Annotated in this window: 12 protein-coding genes; 3 read left to right on the top strand and 9 right to left on the bottom strand. The window is 66.6% G+C overall.

Annotated elements, in window-relative coordinates:
• Window positions 1–127 precede the first annotated feature (127 nt).
• From rimK to KPL74_14510, 3 genes are all read right to left on the bottom strand, one after another.
• Window positions 128–1,063: a 30S ribosomal protein S6--L-glutamate ligase gene (gene rimK, locus KPL74_14500; GenBank protein ID QWT18952.1), complete on the bottom strand. Its 936-nt coding sequence runs from the start codon at window positions 1,061–1,063 to the stop codon at window positions 128–130.
• Window positions 1,060–1,509 carry a RimK/LysX family protein gene (locus tag KPL74_14505; protein ID QWT18953.1) on the bottom strand — a complete coding sequence of 150 codons (450 nt, stop codon included), beginning with the start codon at window positions 1,507–1,509 and terminating at the stop codon, window positions 1,060–1,062. The genes rimK and KPL74_14505 overlap by 4 nt, the downstream gene beginning before the upstream one ends.
• Before the next feature lie 140 nt (window positions 1,510–1,649).
• Window positions 1,650–2,957, bottom strand: coding sequence for an MFS transporter (locus tag KPL74_14510; protein QWT18954.1), 1,308 nt, complete (start codon window positions 2,955–2,957; stop codon window positions 1,650–1,652).
• A gap of 134 nt (window positions 2,958–3,091) precedes the next feature.
• On the opposite strand from KPL74_14510, the gene KPL74_14515 reads away from it, so the two are divergent.
• Entirely contained in the window at window positions 3,092–4,957 is a 1,866-nt protein-coding gene (locus KPL74_14515) for a DUF1302 domain-containing protein (GenBank protein ID QWT18955.1), read from the top strand.
• Between the two features lie 24 nt (window positions 4,958–4,981).
• Here KPL74_14515 and KPL74_14520 read toward each other — a convergent pair whose 3' ends face one another.
• Both KPL74_14520 and KPL74_14525 read right to left on the bottom strand, forming a co-directional pair.
• Window positions 4,982–5,752 carry a CPBP family intramembrane metalloprotease gene (locus KPL74_14520; GenBank protein QWT18956.1) on the bottom strand — a complete coding sequence of 257 codons (771 nt, stop codon included), beginning with the start codon at window positions 5,750–5,752 and terminating at the stop codon, window positions 4,982–4,984.
• Window positions 5,752–6,489 (bottom strand): HAD-IIA family hydrolase, encoded by a 738-nt coding sequence (locus KPL74_14525; protein QWT22619.1) that lies wholly within the window; start codon window positions 6,487–6,489, stop codon window positions 5,752–5,754. Before KPL74_14525 ends, KPL74_14520 begins: the two co-directional genes overlap by 1 nt.
• Before the next feature lie 218 nt (window positions 6,490–6,707).
• On the opposite strand from KPL74_14525, the gene KPL74_14530 reads away from it, so the two are divergent.
• The gene (locus KPL74_14530; GenBank protein ID QWT18957.1) at window positions 6,708–9,662 is read left to right on the top strand and encodes an EAL domain-containing protein; all 2,955 of its coding nucleotides are present in this window, start codon (window positions 6,708–6,710) and stop codon (window positions 9,660–9,662) included.
• An 11-nt stretch (window positions 9,663–9,673) separates the two neighbouring features.
• Here KPL74_14530 and KPL74_14535 read toward each other — a convergent pair whose 3' ends face one another.
• The 4 genes from KPL74_14535 to KPL74_14550 form a co-directional block, all read right to left on the bottom strand.
• Entirely contained in the window at window positions 9,674–11,314 is a 1,641-nt protein-coding gene (locus tag KPL74_14535; protein QWT18958.1) for a GGDEF domain-containing protein, read from the bottom strand.
• Between the two features lie 89 nt (window positions 11,315–11,403).
• Window positions 11,404–13,170 (bottom strand): GGDEF domain-containing protein, encoded by a 1,767-nt coding sequence (locus KPL74_14540; protein ID QWT18959.1) that lies wholly within the window; start codon window positions 13,168–13,170, stop codon window positions 11,404–11,406.
• Between the two features lie 10 nt (window positions 13,171–13,180).
• Window positions 13,181–13,468, bottom strand: coding sequence for a hypothetical protein (locus KPL74_14545; protein QWT18960.1), 288 nt, complete (start codon window positions 13,466–13,468; stop codon window positions 13,181–13,183).
• A 112-nt stretch (window positions 13,469–13,580) separates the two neighbouring features.
• A complete protein-coding gene (locus KPL74_14550; protein ID QWT18961.1) occupies window positions 13,581–14,360 on the bottom strand; it encodes a hypothetical protein in 780 nt (259 codons plus the stop codon).
• A 329-nt stretch (window positions 14,361–14,689) separates the two neighbouring features.
• Between KPL74_14550 and katG the strand changes: the two genes are divergently transcribed.
• Entirely contained in the window at window positions 14,690–16,936 is a 2,247-nt protein-coding gene (gene katG / locus KPL74_14555) for a catalase/peroxidase HPI (protein QWT18962.1), read from the top strand.
• Window positions 16,937–16,979: the final 43 nt, after the last annotated feature.

Raw genomic sequence — 16,979 nt, forward strand, 5'->3', positions numbered from 1 at the left:
TTCGTGAAGCGGACAGCAGCAAAAGAGAGGCCCGGGCGGAAAGCCGCCCGGGCCGAAAGAACTACTGCCCCGATACCGTCACTCCGGCTGGCGGAATCACAGTGGGTTCTTTATAGGGGGTCGGCGTTTAAATCGCTGTTAACCCCTTGGGGGACCGGGGCCGGCGGACCTTGGGCGTGGCCGGGCGGGCGGCCAGGCGAGCCTCGCAGTGGGCGATGATCGCCCCGGCGACGTCCACCCCGGTGCTGCCCTCGATGCCTTCCAGGCCCGGTGAGGCGTTCACTTCCAGCAGCAAGGGGCCGCGCGACGAGCGCAGCAGGTCCACGCCGGCGACCTCCAGGCCCAGGGCGGAGGCGGCCTCGATGGCCACCCGGCGCTCCTCGTCGGACAGCTCGACCGAGGCGGCCAAGCCACCGCGGTGGAGGTTGGCGCGGAATTCGCCCGGCGCGGACGAACGCTGCATGGCGGCCACCACTTCGTTGCCGACCACGAAGCAGCGCAGGTCGCTGCCGTTGGCTTCGCGGATGAATTCCTGGACCAGGAAGTTGGCGTACAGGCCGCGGAACGCCTCGATGACGCTCTGCGAGGCGGAGCGCTTTTCGGCCAGCACCACGCCGGCGCCCTGGGTCCCCTCGTTCAGCTTGATGATGTGCGGCGGATCGCCAAGCATCGCCAGCAGGTCGGAGGTGTCGTCCGGGTTATCGCCGAAGGCCGTCACCGGCATGCCGATGCCGCGGGCCGCCAGCAACTGCAGGCTGCGCAGCTTGTCGCGGGCGCGCAGCACGGCATCGGAGGGATTTGGCGTCATCACGCCCATCAGTTCCAGCTGGCGCAGCACGGCCGTGCCGTAGAAGGTGCTCGAGGCACCGATGCGCGGGATGACGCAATCCAGCGGGCCCAACGGCTTGCCCTTGAAGTGGATGGCGAACGCGTGCGGGCCGATGCTCATGTAGCAGCGCAGCGGATCGAGCACCTTGACGGTGTGCTTGCGCTTGCGCGCGGCCTCGACCAGGCGCTGGGTGGAATACAGCCGCGCGTTGCGCGACAGGATGGCAATCTTCATTGGGGTTCCCGGACGGCGCGGCGCGGCGTCTGCGAGTAGGAAAGCGAGGGGTCGACGCTAAACCGGCCAAGAAGCGCGGTGCGGCCGAGAAGAAGCGGAAAGAGCATGTGCCGGCGATCGGTCAGGTTCACCTCGGCCATGAAACGCTGGCCGGCGAGCTCGATCTCCGCCTCGATGAACCAGCGCTGGGTCGTGTGCCCGCCGGAGTCGGTCACCGACCGGCGCCCCACGGCGCGCGCTTCGCACGGCGCGGAGACGCCACCACGGCGCGTCGTGCGCACCTGGAAACGCAGCCACGTGCCGTCGGCGCGTTCGTCGACCTCCAGCCATTCGACATGCAGCGACGACGAGCGCGCGCCCGTATCGAGTTTTGCCTTGAGGACGGGAACGCCGAGCGACGGAAGGGCAAGCCGTTCGCGCCAGCCGAGGGTGATGACGTCAGTCATGGGTCTGGAGCGACAGGTGGGTTTACGAACGGCATGGCCGTTGGGGAACCGGCCGGGTAGGAAGAAAGCATGCCCAAGGCCGGGGGCCGAAGCAACTGGAGCATGCCTACCCCGTCACCCGCATGAACGGGTCGTGAAAATCAGCGCTGGAAGAAGGCTCGCTTCGTCACCAGCAGATAGATGGCGCAGCCCACGCCAACCAGGGAAACCGCGCCGACGTAGTGTGCCGGGCCCATGCCCCCGGCGGTCCTGGCAAGGAACCCGACCAGGAGCGGTGTCGCCGCCCCACAGATGGCGTAGGCGATGTTGTAGGACAGCGAGATGCCGGAGAAGCGGATCGCCGGCGGGAAGGCCGCGACCAGGATCGCCGGGATCACGCCCGTCACGCCGGCAAACAGCCCGGCCAACGGGTACAGCGACATCAGGTGCGCGCCGCCGGCCTGCAGGTCGAAGTACAGCACGTACGTCGTCACCGCCAGGCCGATCGAACCGATCAACAGGGCCAGGCCACGGCCAACCTTGTCCACCAGCAAGCCACCGAAGAAACAGCCGAAGCACAGCGCCAGCGCGGCGAGGCTGCCGCCGGTGAAGGCACGCGACTGTTCGATTTTGAACGCGGTTTGCATCAGCGTCGGGGTCATGAGGATGTCGACCACGATGGCGGCGGTCAGCACCCACGTCACCAGCATCGAGAGGATCGTGCCGGCCTTGTGGTCACGCAGCACCACCCACGCGGGAAGCTCGCTGGAAAGCTCCTTCCGCTCGCGCATCCGTGCGAACACGGGCGTTTCGCTTAGCCAGCGGCGCACGTACACCGCGAAAAAGCCGAAGATGCCACCGAGGATGAAGGCGATGCGCCAGCCGTAGGCCAGCATGTCGGCGTCGCCAAGGTGCGCGCTGAGCCCAGCGGCGACGAGCGAACCGATGAGGATGCCGGCGGTGAGTCCCGAAGTGAGGCTCGCGCAGGCAAGCCCGACGCGCCGGGTCGGCACGTGCTCGGCGACGAACACCCACGCGCCGGGGATTTCACCGCCGATGGCCAGGCCCTGCACCACGCGGAACAACGTCAGCAGGATCGGGGCGAACACGCCGATGCTCGCGTAGGTCGGCAGCAGGCCGATCAGCAGCGTGGGCACCGCCATGAGGAAGACGCTGAGCGTAAACATGCGCTTGCGCCCGACCCGGTCGCCGAAGTGGGCCATCACGATGCCACCCAGCGGGCGGGCGAGGTAAGCCACCGCGAACAGCCCGAAGCCCTGCAGCTGCGCGAGGAAGTCCGATGCGCCAGCGGGGAAGAAAAGATGGCCGATGGTCTTCGCGAAGTAGACGAAGATCACGAAATCATAGAATTCCAGGGCGCCGCCAAGGGCTGCGAGGACCAGCGTTTTAGCGTCGCTACGCCCCAGCGGGCGATGGTCGACGAGTTCGGTTTCGAGGGTTGCGCTCATGGATGGGAATGAAAGACCTGCATGGGATCGATCGGCAATGCGACCAAAGTTTTAGTGTTCGGACGTCCAGACGGCCTTGCGTCGAATATACCTGCCATGGCTAGAATTGGGTCAAGTCGTGAATGGAACCACTGATGCATCCTTGTTGTCGCCTGTTTGCCATGGTGTCGTTCGCGGCGCTCGCCTCCCCCGCCCTGCATGCCACCGACTTTACGCTTGCAGACGGCGAGGTCAAAGGAACGCTGAAAACCCGCGTGGTCGCCGGCACCGGCGTGCGCCTGAACGATCCGTCGAAACACCTGGTGGGCAAGGGTTTTCGTTCCGACGGCAAGCCCAAGGGCGGCGATGGCGCCGACACGGCCGACGACGGCAACCTGAACTACGGCAAGGGCGATGTCTACTCGAGCCTGTTCAAGGTCGTCAGCTCGGTCGACCTGCAGTACAGGAACTTCGGGATCGCGGCCAGCGCCCGCACCTGGTACGACAACACGCTGGAAAACAAGGATGTACCACAAGGCAGTGGCGCCAGTGCCTTCGCCGCCAACCAGCCGCTCGACGACCACGGGCTGTCGAAGTCCAATCACTTTTCCGGTTTCATGTGGCTCAATGCCTATGCGTACGGCCACTTCGCCATGGGCGACGACAGCGCGCTGGACCTGCGCGTGGGCAAGCAGACGGTGAAGTGGGGCGAAGGCCTGTTCATGCAGGGCATCAACCAGGTCAATCCCACCGACTACACCACGCTGCACCGGCCCGGCACCGATCCGCTCACCGAGGCCCAGCTACCCGTCGAAATGCTTTGGGGCAAGGTCACGTTCAACGAACACTGGAGCGCCGAAGCGTTCTGGCAATGGAAGTGGCGTCCTTCCGAGCTCGATCCCTGCGGCACGTTCTTCTCCGGCACCGACCTGGGCATCGACCCGGGCTGCGGCGGCATCGAGAGCAATGCGTACTACCCGATCAATGCCTACAGCCCCGGCGCCGGCCAGTGGCTGAGCGACGGTTACCAGTACTCGGTGGGCGGCGTCCTGCCACGCTACGACAGCATCAAGGGCAAGAACAGCGGCCAGTACGGCGCCACGCTGCGGTACACGTTCGACCGTCCCGCGACGTACCTCGCGGCGTACTACCTGCGCTACAACTCGCGCAACCCGATCCTCGACGCCACCACCATCGATCCGGCACTGCAGGACAACAGCCTGGTGCCGATCCTCGTGGCGGCGGGTGCGCCGCTCAGCGATGCGCAGCTGTCGGCGCGCCTGTCGTCGATCCACGTTCTTTGGGAATACCCGAACGACATCCGCCTGTGGGGCATCTCCGGCAGCACCATGCTGGGCGGATGGAAGGTCGGCGGCGAACTGAGCTACACCCAGGACCTGCCCGTCCAGATCAATACGGCGGACATGTTCGCGGCCTTGACCCGCAGCGGCGGACCGATCGGCGTGCGCAACACGCTGATCGCACCCGGTGGCGTGCTCTACGGTTTCGATCGCTACGACCGCACCCAGCTCCTGCTGAATACCACGCACGCGTTCAAGGACGTGCTCGGTGCGCAAACGGCGACGCTGGCGGCCGAGGCGGTGTACAGCCATACCGACCTGCCCAGCCTGGGTGACGTGCGCTACGGCCGCGGCTTCCACTGGGGCTTCTCCACGGAGCTCAACGGCGGCGGCTGCCCCGCGGTGCAGAACCCGGCGGGGTGCCGCAATGGCGGCTTCTACACCCGTTCCGCATGGGGCTGGCGCGCCAAGGGAGCCCTTGCCTACAACGTCGGCCGCTGGACGCTCAGCCCGTCGCTCGGCCTGGGCCAGGACGTGCACGGCTACTCCGTCGACGGCCAGCTGGTCGGCGGTCGCAAGCAGGCCACCGCCGGCTTCAACGCCACCCTGGACAAGACCTGGTTCGCCAACCTCACCTACACCAACTACCTCGGCCACCAGACCTACGACAACCTCGCCGACCACGACTTCGCAACGCTTTCGTTCGGGGCGAATTTCTAGGCGATCCCGACGGACGTGCCGACGTCAACGCCTGGATGGTGCGCGGCTCGACACGTCGCTGCGGTTCAAGAACCAGACCGCGCCGATCGCCAGTGCGGCGCACACCAGTCGCAAGATATTGCTGGCAAGGCTCCAGCCGTCGGCTTCCTCGAAGACGCCCCACGCGAGATTGAGCGAGACGTGGAACACCAGTCCGCACCAGATCGTGTAGCGGTTAAATGCGTCCAACACAGCGAAGACGACGGCGCCGAGGAACGTCATGCCGAAGACCATGACGGCCTGGTCGCTACCCTGCTCGTGCATCGACAGCCAGTGGATCCAGCCGAAGGCGATGGCCTGGACCAGGCATGCGATCCAGGCGGGCCAGCCGAGGCCGAGCCTCGGGAAGACGAAGCCGAATCCGCGATAGACGAACTCTTCGGCGAAGGGAAACAGCAGCGCGGTGAAGAGCAGCGCCTGCACATCGATGTCTTTCGCCACGCTGCCGGTCAGCGCACTGCACAGCCAGAACGGCAGCGTGCATGCCGCCACGGCCAGCGGCGCCTTCCACCCGGGCGAAGCCACGCCGAGCAGGCGCAGCGCCGTCCCCGAACCACGCTTGCGAACCAGCAGGAACGCCAGCAAGGCGACCCCGATGGCCAGCAGGTTATCCATGCTGGACCCGCCGAACGCGGGTAGCGGAAGCCCCGGGATATGCACCCCGATGTCATCGGCCAGCCCGCGAACGCAAAGGGCAACGAACAGCGCGGCGGTGACAGTGAGTGCGGGTAGCGCATCCCTACGCAGTGCGTGCATCAGGGATCCAGCAATTCGGCCACCGAACCCAGGATCTCGGCGGGGCGGAACGGGTAGCGTTCGACCTCTTCCCGCGTGGCGATGCCGCTCAGCACCAGCACCGTATGCAGGCCGGCTTCGATGCCCGCGACGACGTCGGTATCCATGCGGTCGCCGATCATCGCCGTGTTGTGCGAGTGCGCGCCCAGCTTGTTCATCGCCGAGCGGAACATCATCGGGTTGGGCTTGCCCACCACGTAGGGCTCGCGTCCCGTGCACTTGCTGATCAGGGCCGCCACGGCGCCGGTGGCCGGCAGCGGGCCTTCCGCGCTGGGGCTGGTGGCGTCGGGGTTGGTGCAGATGAAGCGCGCGCCGTTGCCGATCAGGCGGATGGCCTTGGTGATGGCCGCAAAAGAATACGTACGGGTTTCGCCCAGCACCACGTAGTCGGGCGCGGTGTCGGTCATGATGAAGCCCGCCTCGTGCATGGCCGTGGTCAGGCCCGCCTCGCCCATGACGAAGGCCGACCCACCAGGGGACTGGTCCTTCAGGAAGGACGCGGTCGCCAGCGCGGAGGTCCAGAGCTGCTCTTCCGGCACCTCGAGGCCCGAGGTGCGCAGGCGGGCGCTAAGGTCGCGCGGGGTGAAGATCGAGTTGTTCGTCAGCACGAGGAACGGCTTGCCCTGATCGCGCCACTGGCGGATCAGCTCGGGAGCGCCCGGCAATGCCTTGTTCTCGTGGACGAGCACGCCGTCCATGTCGGTGAGCCAGCATTCGATGTCAGTACGATCGACCACGGTCGCTCCTTGGGGAATAGATAGGCCAGGCGACCAAGCATAGCGCCATCGCCGTGCAGGGCATGGGCCTGGTGCGCCTTTTCCACGCGAAACGATGGCTGGTGTGGTAAACGTGGCGCACGCGGAGCATGAGGTATCCGCCGGGATGGCCCGCTCGACGTGGGTCGAGCAGGGGTGTCATGGCAGAGGTCGCTTCACGCCAGTCCGTTCGCCTGATCCGCACGGCTGGCATCATCGTGGGTATCGCCCTGGGGCTGGTGCTGGCCGCGGCGCTGGTACATGACCACACCCGCCGGACGGCGGCATCGCGCAGCCAGGGCCACGCCCTGGCCAGCGGCGCACAGCGCCTGCTCACTGCCCGCCTGCGCAACCTGCAGCGCGCGCTGCAGGGCGTCGCAAGGGATGTGGCGGACATCGATCGCAGTGCGCCCGATCAAGCCGCGGCGATGATCGCGCAGAACATCGCCGGCGTCAGCGCGCGCCAGGGCGAGCTCACCGACCTGATGCTGGTCGATGCCCAGGGTCACGCCCTGACCGCCGGCACGCCCGACCCGCATATCGCCGCGTGGGCGACCACCCACGCCAGCGACCAGACCCCCATGGCCATCGGCCCGATCGCGCGGGGAAGCGACGGCCGCTGGGCCACGCCGCTGGCCGTGCCGGTCCCCTCAGGCGGGTGGGTCTTCGCCCGGCTTCGCCAGTCCGAATTCCAGGACGTCGTGGACCATGTGGACGCGGGCCGCCACGGTGTCACCGCGATCACCGACCGCTACGGCGTGATCGTCGCTCGCACCGGCGGCGCCGAAGGCGTGGTCGGCAAGCCGCTGGCGATCCTGTTCGCCCCGGCGGCGCCCGATTCGGACGTCGGCATGAGCAAGCTAGACGGCGTGCTCCGGCTGGTCGCCTCGGCCTCATGGGACGAGTTCCCCTTTGGCGTCGGCGTGGGCATCGCGACCCGCGACTACATGGGGCCCTGGTACAACCTGTTCGGCATCTGCGTCACCGTGCTCGTGCTGTATTGGGCGGGGTTTGGCTTCCTCTACCGCCGGGTGGTCCGCGCCGAGGCCGCGGAGCGACGCCACGTCGCCGACCTCACCGACGCCACGGAGCGCTGGCGCCAGGCCCAGCAACTCGGGCACACCGGCACCTGGCGCGCTTACGCGCGACGCAACCGGCTGGTCTGGGACGCGCAGGTCGAAGCCATGCTCGGCCTCTCGGCTCGCGGCGATGGCGTCGACGACACCACGTTCTACCGGCACATCCACCGCGAAGACGTCGACCGCGCCCGCGAGGCCTTCGTCCGCGCATGGCGCAACGGCGAAACGCTCAACCTCGATTTCCGCTGGCGGCATCCCGACGGCAAGGAGCGCTGGATCTCCACCACCGGCGCCATCGTCGAAAGCAACGGCGAGAAGGCCATGACCGGCACCGTGGTCGATGCCACCGACCGCATCGAGACGCATCGCCAACTGGCCGAGGCCGAACAACGATTCCGCCTGATGTTCGAGCGCACACCCCTGCCCTCCTGGGTGTTCGACACCGAGAGCCTGGAGTTCCTGGAAGTGAACGCGGCGGCGGTGCGCAACTACGGCTACTCGCGCGCGGAGTTCCTGCGCATGGCCGTCATCGACATCCGCCCCGAATCCGAGGTCGCCCCTTTGCAGGCGGCATTGGCGACGCACGACACCGCGATGATGATGGGCCGCACCTGGATCCATCGCCGCCGCGACGGCAGCCTCATCGACGTGCGCATCCACACCACCACGCTGGAATTCATGGGCCACCATGCGCGACTGGTGCTGGCCGAAGACGTGACCGAACGCAGCCGGGTCGAGCGCGACCTGGCCTGGCGTGCGACGCACGACATGCTCACCGGCCTGGCCAACACCGAGGCACTGAGTGACTTCCTCGACCGCCGCTTCGGTACCCGGCGCTGGTACGAAGTGATCTACGTGCACCTGCGCGGACTGGACCTGATCGCCGATACCTACGGCCTGGAAGCGGGTCGCACGGTACTCCAGCAGATCGGTCGCCGCTTCGAGAAGCTGGGCACCGACTTCGGCATGGCCGCGCATCGCCCCAGCGAGCGCTTCCTGCTCGCGATCATGCATCCCGAAAAACGCGACGAGGCCGTCGCCGCGCTCACGGCGGCGGTGGGTGAGCCGGTCCTGCTCGATGGCACCTGGCATGCGCTCGACGCGGAAATCGGCGTCGCAACGCATCCGGCCGACGGCGGGAGTGCCGAACAGATCATCGCCAGCGCCTCGATGGCCGCGCACTTCCACGGTGAAAGCACCAGCCAGCTGCGCCCGTTCAACGCGTCCATGGCCGAGCGTTCCATCGAGCGTCTGCGGATGGCCTCGCGCATCCGCCAGGCGATCGAACAGAACGAATTCATGCTGCATTTCCAGCCGATCGTCGACACGAAGACGGGCAAGGTCGAGAAACTCGAGGCGCTGCTGCGCTGGCCGATCGCCGCCGACGCATTCGTTGCTCCCGAGGACTTCATCCCGCTGACCGAAGAGACCGGCCTGATCGTGGACATCGGCCAATGGGTGTTCGAAGAGGCCGCGCGCACCCACGTCGCGCTCGCTCGCGCGGGCCACGAGAGCCTGCCGATCGCGGTCAACGTGTCGGCCGTGCAGTTCCATCGCACCGACGTGGCGGCCGAGTTGGGCAACGCGATCCGCCGTTTCGGCCTGCCACCGGGTGCGCTCGCCATCGAGCTGACCGAGAGCAGCCTGATGGCCAATCGCCGCTCCGCCATGGCCGCGATGCATCGACTGAGCGCGCTTGGCACGCACGTATCGCTCGACGACTTCGGCACGGGCTTCTCGAGCATGTCCTACCTGCGCGACCTGCCGATCGATGCGTTGAAGATCGATCGCGTGTTCGTCAGCGACGTCTGCACCAACGAGCGTTCCGCATCGATATGTCGCGCGATCATCACGCTGGCGCACACGCTGGGCATGGTCGTGGTGGCCGAAGGCGTGGAGACCGCCGCGCAATTCGGCTGGTTGACCGGTGCAGGATGCGACTTCGTCCAGGGCTACCAGATCGCCCGGCCGATGGGCTTCGACGACCTGCTGGTGTTCCTGCACCCGTCCGACACCGGCGACGTGCACGCGCACTGAGCCTTGCCCGGTCAGGCCATCACCCGGTTGCGGCCCGCGCGCTTGGCGCGATAGAGCGCAACATCGGCATCGGCCAGCAGCCGTTCCAGCCGATGGCCGCTGGCCAGCGTCGAAGCCATGCCGACGCTGGCCGAATAGCGAACGAGTTGGCCATCCATGGCCAGGGGCGTGGCATCGACGGCGGCGCGAACGCGATGCGCGATCAGCAGGGCCTGTTCGGGCAGGCACCCGGGCAGCAGCACGCCGAACTCTTCGCCGCCCAACCGGCCGAAGACGTCTTCCGTGCGCAACTCCACCTGTATGGCCGCCACGGCACGTTGCAGGACCGCGTCGCCGACCGCGTGGCCGAAGGTGTCGTTCAGACGCTTGAAGTGGTCCAGGTCGAGCAACAGCACGCTGGCTGGCAGCTTCTGCCGTTCCAGCGCATCGACGACGGCGCTGGCCCGCTCCATGAAATGCTGGTGGTTGAAGATACCGGTGAGGCCGTCGTGATACGACAGGTGGCGGTAGCGCTTCTGCGAACGGCGCACGCGCAGGAGCCAGGCGACGACCGATAGCAGGATGACCCCGAGCAGGGCCATGTAGAGGCGACTGCTTTCCACGGCGTTGTTGGCCAGGGCCTGCTCGAGCTCAAGGGTCGCCTTCTGCCGACCGAGCTTGTCGGCCTGCAGGCCCTGTAGCAACAGGCGCTGTTGCACCGCCTCGTAAGCCAGCGTACGCGCGGCCTCGTCGTCGAGGTAGGCACGATCCTGCGCCTCGAACAGCTGGTAATACTTCAGCGCGGCATCGGCATGCCCCGCGCGCTTCTCTACGTGGTAGAGCACTTCGTAGGCATCGCGCAGGAACCGATCCATGGCACCCGCATCGAACATGGCAACGACGGCCAGCGCCTGCCTGCGCGCCTCGCCGTCGTTGTGCAGGGCTTCTTGGCATTGCGCCCGCACCGCACCCAGCGAGATGCGTGCCGCGAAGTAGCCCGTCGCCTCGATCGACGGAGCGATCTGGTCCAGCAAGGCCAGGGACCTGGTTGGCTGCTGCTCTTCGAACAGCAGCGTGCTGCGGATCAACTGCACCATGTTATGCAGCACGGTGTCGGCGGGGCCGCTGCAGGCATCGATCGCGTGCAGGAGGCCGGGGCTGTCGGAGCGCAATGTCTTCGTGCTGTACAGCGCGGCCATTTCCAGCGCCTGCGGGCGGCAATGCGTCTCGCCCGGCGGCACCTCGGTAATCATCCGTGCGTACTGCACGGCAAGCTCCGGATGGTCGGCGAAATTCAGCGTCTGCGAGAGATTCGACAACAGGGAATAGCGCGCCTTGACGTCGTGCAGGAGCGGCAGGCCAGCGGCCGCGCGATTGGCCAGCGCGAACGCATCCTGGTAACGCCGCGTAATGGAATAGTTGGAGAGCAGCATGCCGGTGGCCCTTGCCGCCAGGACCGGATCACCGGCGTGCTCGATGATGTCGTGCAAGGTCTTCTCAGCTTCGGGGTACTTGCCTTCGAACTGGGCTTCCCATGCGTCCATGTAACGCATGCGCCAGCGCTGGCTCGTGCTCAGCAAGGACTCCGACGCGTGGATTTCCTTCAGTAATCCGAGGAACGTCGCGTGGTCGGCAAGACAGGCGGCCTCGGCCCGGGTGATCAGGGTATCCATGCCCTCGGCCGGCCAAGCTATCGACGACATGGGGACGAGGCACAGAAGCGCCACGCAGGCCAGGCCAAGCCAACGGCGAACGAACGACCTCACGCGCCGACGAGCCCGTCGCCCTGCAGGTCGGCAACGACCCGGTTGCGCCCGCCCCGCTTCGCCCGATAGAGCGCCGCATCGGCGTCTCGACGCAGTCGCTGCACGCCGTGGCCCGAGATCCGCGTGCTCGCCATGCCCACGCTGGTGGAGTAATGCACCGTGTGGCCGTCGACTTCGACCGGCGAGGCCTCGATCGCGGCACGCACGCAATTGGCAACCACGAGGCCATGCTCGGGTGAGCAGTTGGCGATCAGGACACCGAATTCTTCGCCACCCAGGCGGCCGAACATGTCGCCCTGGCGCAGCTGCTGCCTGCACGTGGCGACGGCACGCCGCAATACCGCGTCGCCGACCGCGTGGCCATGCGTGTCGTTCACCACCTTGAAGTGATCCAGATCCAGCAGGATGAGGCAGGCATGCTGCCCACGCTTCTCCAGCAGGTGCAGGACACGCTCGGCTTCGGTCATGAAGTGCTGGTGGTTGAAGATCCCGGTGAGGCCATCGTGGTGCGACAGCTGCTTGAAGCGCAGCTGCGAGCGCTTGATCCGATAGAGCCAGAACGCGATCGAGGCGATGATCACGACAAGCAGCACGATGTAGAGGCGGCTGGTCTCCACGGCCTTCACGCTCAGCGCCTTCTCCAGCTGCAACACGGAGTTCTGCCGGGCGAGTTTGTCGGTCTCGAGCTTCTGCAGCAGCGTGCGCTGCTGCACGGCCTCGTAGGCCATCGTGCGCGCACTGACATCGCTCAGGTAGCCACGATCCTGGTTGACGTATTCCTGGTAGTACGCGAGCGCCGCCGTCGTGTTGCCCGCGCGCTTTTCGACTTCGTAAAGCACCTGGTAGACGCCGCTGAGGAGCAGGTCGACATCGCCCTTCTGGAACATCGCGCGGGCCTGCAGCGCGAGTTGCCTGGCTTCGTTGTCGCGCCCGAGCGCGGCGAGGGCCTGCGCACGCTGGAATCGCCACGAAATCAGCGCCGGATAATAGGCCACGCGCTCCACCGAGGCGCCCAGGCTATCGAGCAGGCGCAGCGCTTCGGCCGGCTTTTTCTCTTCGATGAGCAGCGTGGTGCGATTCAACATCAATGCGTTGATCAGCACCGGCATGTTCGCGGCCGTGCATGCCTGGATGGCGCGATCGAGTTCGGGGCTGTTCGAGTGCAGCTCTTTGGCGACGTAGCGAATCGCCATTTCGGTATTCAATGGCCGGCACAGGGAAGTACCCGCGGGAGCCTCGTCGACCATCATCCGCGCGTACTGGATGGCGATTTCCGGATGGCCACCCAGGTTGAGCGTCTGCGCCAGGTTCGACAGCAGCGTCGTGCGCGCGTCTGGATCCTGCACTTCGGGCAGCGAGTCGACGGCGACGTTGGCCAGCGAGAACGCTTCGTCGTAACGGCGATTGATCGCCAGGTTCGACAGCAGCAATCCCCTGGCCTTCGCCACCAGGCCCATGTGCCCGGAGTGCTTGATGATGTCGCGAAGGCCGACCTCGGCATTGACGTAGTCGCCGCCGAACTGGGCCTGCCATGCATCGAGCCAACGCAGGCGCCAGTGTTGTGGCGGGGTGAGGCTGCCGCCGTCGGCGTGCACCTGCGCCAGCATCTGCACGAAGCGAGCATGATCCGATGCGCGGATCGCTTCGGCCTTGTCCAGGAACGCATCGAGGTTTTCGATGCGCCCGGGCTCGGCATGCACCGACGCGCACGCGACCATGGCCCAGGCGAGCCAACGACGTGCGTGCCGGCGCAGCCAGGCCATGGCGTCCCCGTCAGTGCAGCTTGGAGCCAGCCGGACCGACCTTGCCATCTTCCCTGGCCGGCTCGCCTTCTTCGTCTTCCTCTTCCTCGCGGAACGGTTCCTGCGAGTACTGCGGCTGCTGCTGCACGAGGATGGTGAGTTCCTGGGCCAGGATGTCGCGGTCGCGCAGGGCGGCGGCCTGGGCAAGGACGTCCGAAGCACCGGCTTCGGTCAGCTTGCGTGCGAGTTCATTCGGCGGGAGGCGGCGCAGGGACGCATCGCGGCCCACGGCTTCCAGCAAGTCGATCGCGTCGGACATTGGTTTTCCCCCTGTGGGCGCTGGCGGCTGTCCGCCAGTGAGCGCCGGGCCCGATTATGTCACGGCAACGTGACGGACTTCGCCATCTGGTCGAGGGCGTCCAGCTGGGCCCTCACGACCGGATCCGGGCGGGCGACCCGGGCCGGGGGATCACGACGGTTTCTTCCGCGGTCATGGCCACGCCGGGCAGGTCGCGCAGGGCAACGCGGTCGATCCGCGGGGCCTGGATCGGCAGCGTGGCGCAGCGATAGATGATGATCTCGTGGTCGAGGGGGTAGTCCCGGGCCAGTCGGTCGACCAGCACCTGCTTGTAGGCCGGGCCGGTGGTAAACCGCTTCAGGGTCAGGTCGCCGACCAGCCCCACCTGCCACAGCACGAGGTAGCCCGCCGTATCGAGCACCCGCTCGTAAAAAAGCATCTGGCTCGCCTCGAAGTGCTGGCAGCCGTGCTGGCCCGGATCGATGCCCAGGTCGGCGTAGAGGCAGTCCTCGGCCGAGATGCCCGGCTCCATGTGGGCCTGGAAGCCCTCGGCCCGCGCCGTCTCCACGACCTTATGCGGCGACCAGGCGAAGATGCCCGGATGCCCGTAGAACACGGCGCATACCCGGCGGCCGGCGCGCACCTCGGCCATGATCACCTCGACCCACTCGCGGTAGGTCTTCATCCGCGATTTTCCTTCCGCGTAGTGCGATTGCAGGCTGCGGACGTCCGGATTCATCCGCTGCAGCCACTGCTCCACCACGTTGTCCGAGAGCCCGGCGAACACCACGTCGGCCTGCTCGATGTGGCTACGCGACAGGGGCGTCAGGTGGGAACCGAGGGTCATGCCCATGCCGACGACGGCGAGGCTCCCGGTCGGGGTGTCGTTGTGTGTCGCTGGGGTCTGGGTCATGGCTCGGCGCTTGGCGGTGGAAGGATAGAGCGTTGAGGGTTGCGAGTTTCGGGTTGAGAGTAGGGGTAGGAGGGGTCTCGTGCACGGTGCGGTCGATACATCTCGTCTCGCCTCGCTCGTTTGCCTTCGGCTTGTAACCCGAAACTCTTAACTCTCGACTCGCTACGCTCCTGCTCCACCGGAGCCCGGCCGATAGGCCCTGCCTCTCGCCGTCATCGTTTCAATCAATTTCTGCAATATCCGGTAGCCTCCTATAGTCCATTGAGTTGCGGTAGTCAGGGGCGTCGATCTTCATCCACGCCTCCCAGCCAACCAGAGGAGAAGTGCGAATGTCGAACGAATCGAAATGTCCTTTCAACCATGCCGCGGGTGGTGGCCAGACCAACAGGGATTGGTGGCCCAACCGGCTACGGGTCGACCTGCTCAACCAGCACTCGTCGCGGTCCAATCCGCTGGAAAAGGACTTCGATTACGCCGAAGCCTTCAACAAGCTCGACTACAACGCGCTGAAGAAAGACCTCGAAGCGCTGATGACCGATTCGCAGCCCTGGTGGCCGGCGGACTTCGGCCACTACGGCGGCCTGTTCATCCGCATGGCCTGGCATAGCGCCGGCACCTACCGCATCGGCGATGGCCGTGGCGGCGGTGGCCGCGGCCAGCAACGCTTCGCCCCGCTCAACAGCTGGCCCGACAACGTCAGCCTGGACAAGGCCCGCCGCCTGCTCTGGCCGATCAAGCAGAAATACGGCAACGCCATCTCCTGGGCCGACCTGCTGATCCTCACCGGCAATGTCGCCCTGGAAAGCATGGGCTTCAAGACCTTCGGCTTCGCCGGTGGCCGCGAAGACACCTGGGAACCCGACCAGGACGTGTACTGGGGTACCGAGACCGAATGGCTGGGCGGCGATAACCGCTACGGCAAGGTCACCCCGAAGGACGACGGCGTGCTCGTCGCCGACCCGCACCTGCATGGCAAGGAAGAAGACCGCACGGAAGGTGGCCGGATCCTCGAGAACCCGCTGGCTGCCGTGCAGATGGGCCTGATCTACGTGAACCCGGAAGGCCCCGAGGGCAACCCGGACCCGATCGCCGCCGCCCATGACATCCGCGAGACCTTCGCGCGCATGGCCATGAACGACGAAGAGACCGTCGCCCTTATCGCCGGTGGACACAGCTTCGGCAAGACCCATGGCGCGGGCGATGCGAAGAACGTGCAGGCCGAACCCGAAGCGGGCTACCTCGAGCAACAGGGCTTCGGCTGGAACAACGAATTGCGCAGCGGCGTCGGCGCCGATGCGATCACTTCCGGCCTGGAAGTGACCTGGACGCAGACCCCGACGAAGTGGAGCAACCTGTTCTTCGAGAACCTGTTCGGCCACGAGTGGGAGCTGACCAAGAGCCCGGCGGGCGCGAACCAGTGGGTAGCGAAGGACGCCGAGGCCGACGTGCCGCACGCGTTCGACAAGGACAAGAAGCAGCGTCCTGCGATGCTGACGACCGACCTTTCGCTGCGCATGGATCCGGCCTACGAGAAGATCTCGCGCCGTTTCCTCGAAAACCCCGACCAGTTCGCCGACGCCTTCGCTCGTGCATGGTTCAAGCTGACCCATCGCGACATGGGCCCGCGTGCGCGCTACCTCGGCCCGGAAGTACCCGCCGAGGTGCTGATCTGGCAGGACCCGCTGCCCGAGGCCGGGCATGGCCCGGTCGGCGATACCGACATCAAGGCATTGAAGGAGAAAGTGCTCGCGTCCGGGCTCTCGGTAGCCGAGCTGGTTTCCACCGCATGGGCGTCCGCATCCACGTTCCGTGGCGGCGACAAGCGCGGCGGAGCCAACGGTGCCCGCATCCGGCTGGCACCGCAGAAGGACTGGCGCGCGAACAACCCCGCCCAGCTGAAGAAGGTGCTCGACACCCTCGAAGGCATCCGTGGCGAGTTCAAGGGTGGCAAGGGCATCTCGCTGGCCGACCTCATCGTGCTGGCGGGCAGCGCCGCGGTGGAGAAAGCGGCGAAGGATGCCGGCCATGAGGTGAGCGTGCCGTTCGCGGCCGGCCGCACCGACGCGACGCAGGAACAGACCGACGTCGAGTCGTTCGAAGCCATGGAACCGATGGCCGACGGCTTCCGCAACTACGTGCGCGGTCGGTTCAATGTCCCGGCCGAGCACCTGCTGATCGACAAGGCACAACTGTTGACCCTCACCGCGCCGGAGATGACCGCCCTGGTCGGTGGCCTGCGCGTGCTGGGCGCCAACTTCGACGGCAGCAAGACCGGTGTCCTCACCGAGCGTCCTGGCAAGCTCACCAACGACTTCTTCCGCCACCTGCTCGACATGGGCACGGAGTGGAAGCCGACGTCGCCGGCGCGCGAGTCGTTCGAGGGCGTGGCACGTGGTGGCGGCAGCGCACGCTGGACGGCCAGCCGGGTCGACCTCGTGTTCGGCTCGAACTCGGTGCTGCGCGCACTCGCCGAGGTGTATGCCCAGGACGACGCGGAGAAGAAGTTCGTGCATGACTTCGTCGCCGCCTGGACCAAGGTGATGAACCTCGATCGCTACGACCTCAAGACAAGGTAAGCTGCACGGCCGGACGCCGCCCCGTCAGCCACGGGGCGGCGTT

Source organism: Bacillus sp. NP157 (assembly GCA_018889975.1).
Lineage (GTDB): Bacteria > Pseudomonadota > Gammaproteobacteria > Xanthomonadales > Rhodanobacteraceae > Luteibacter.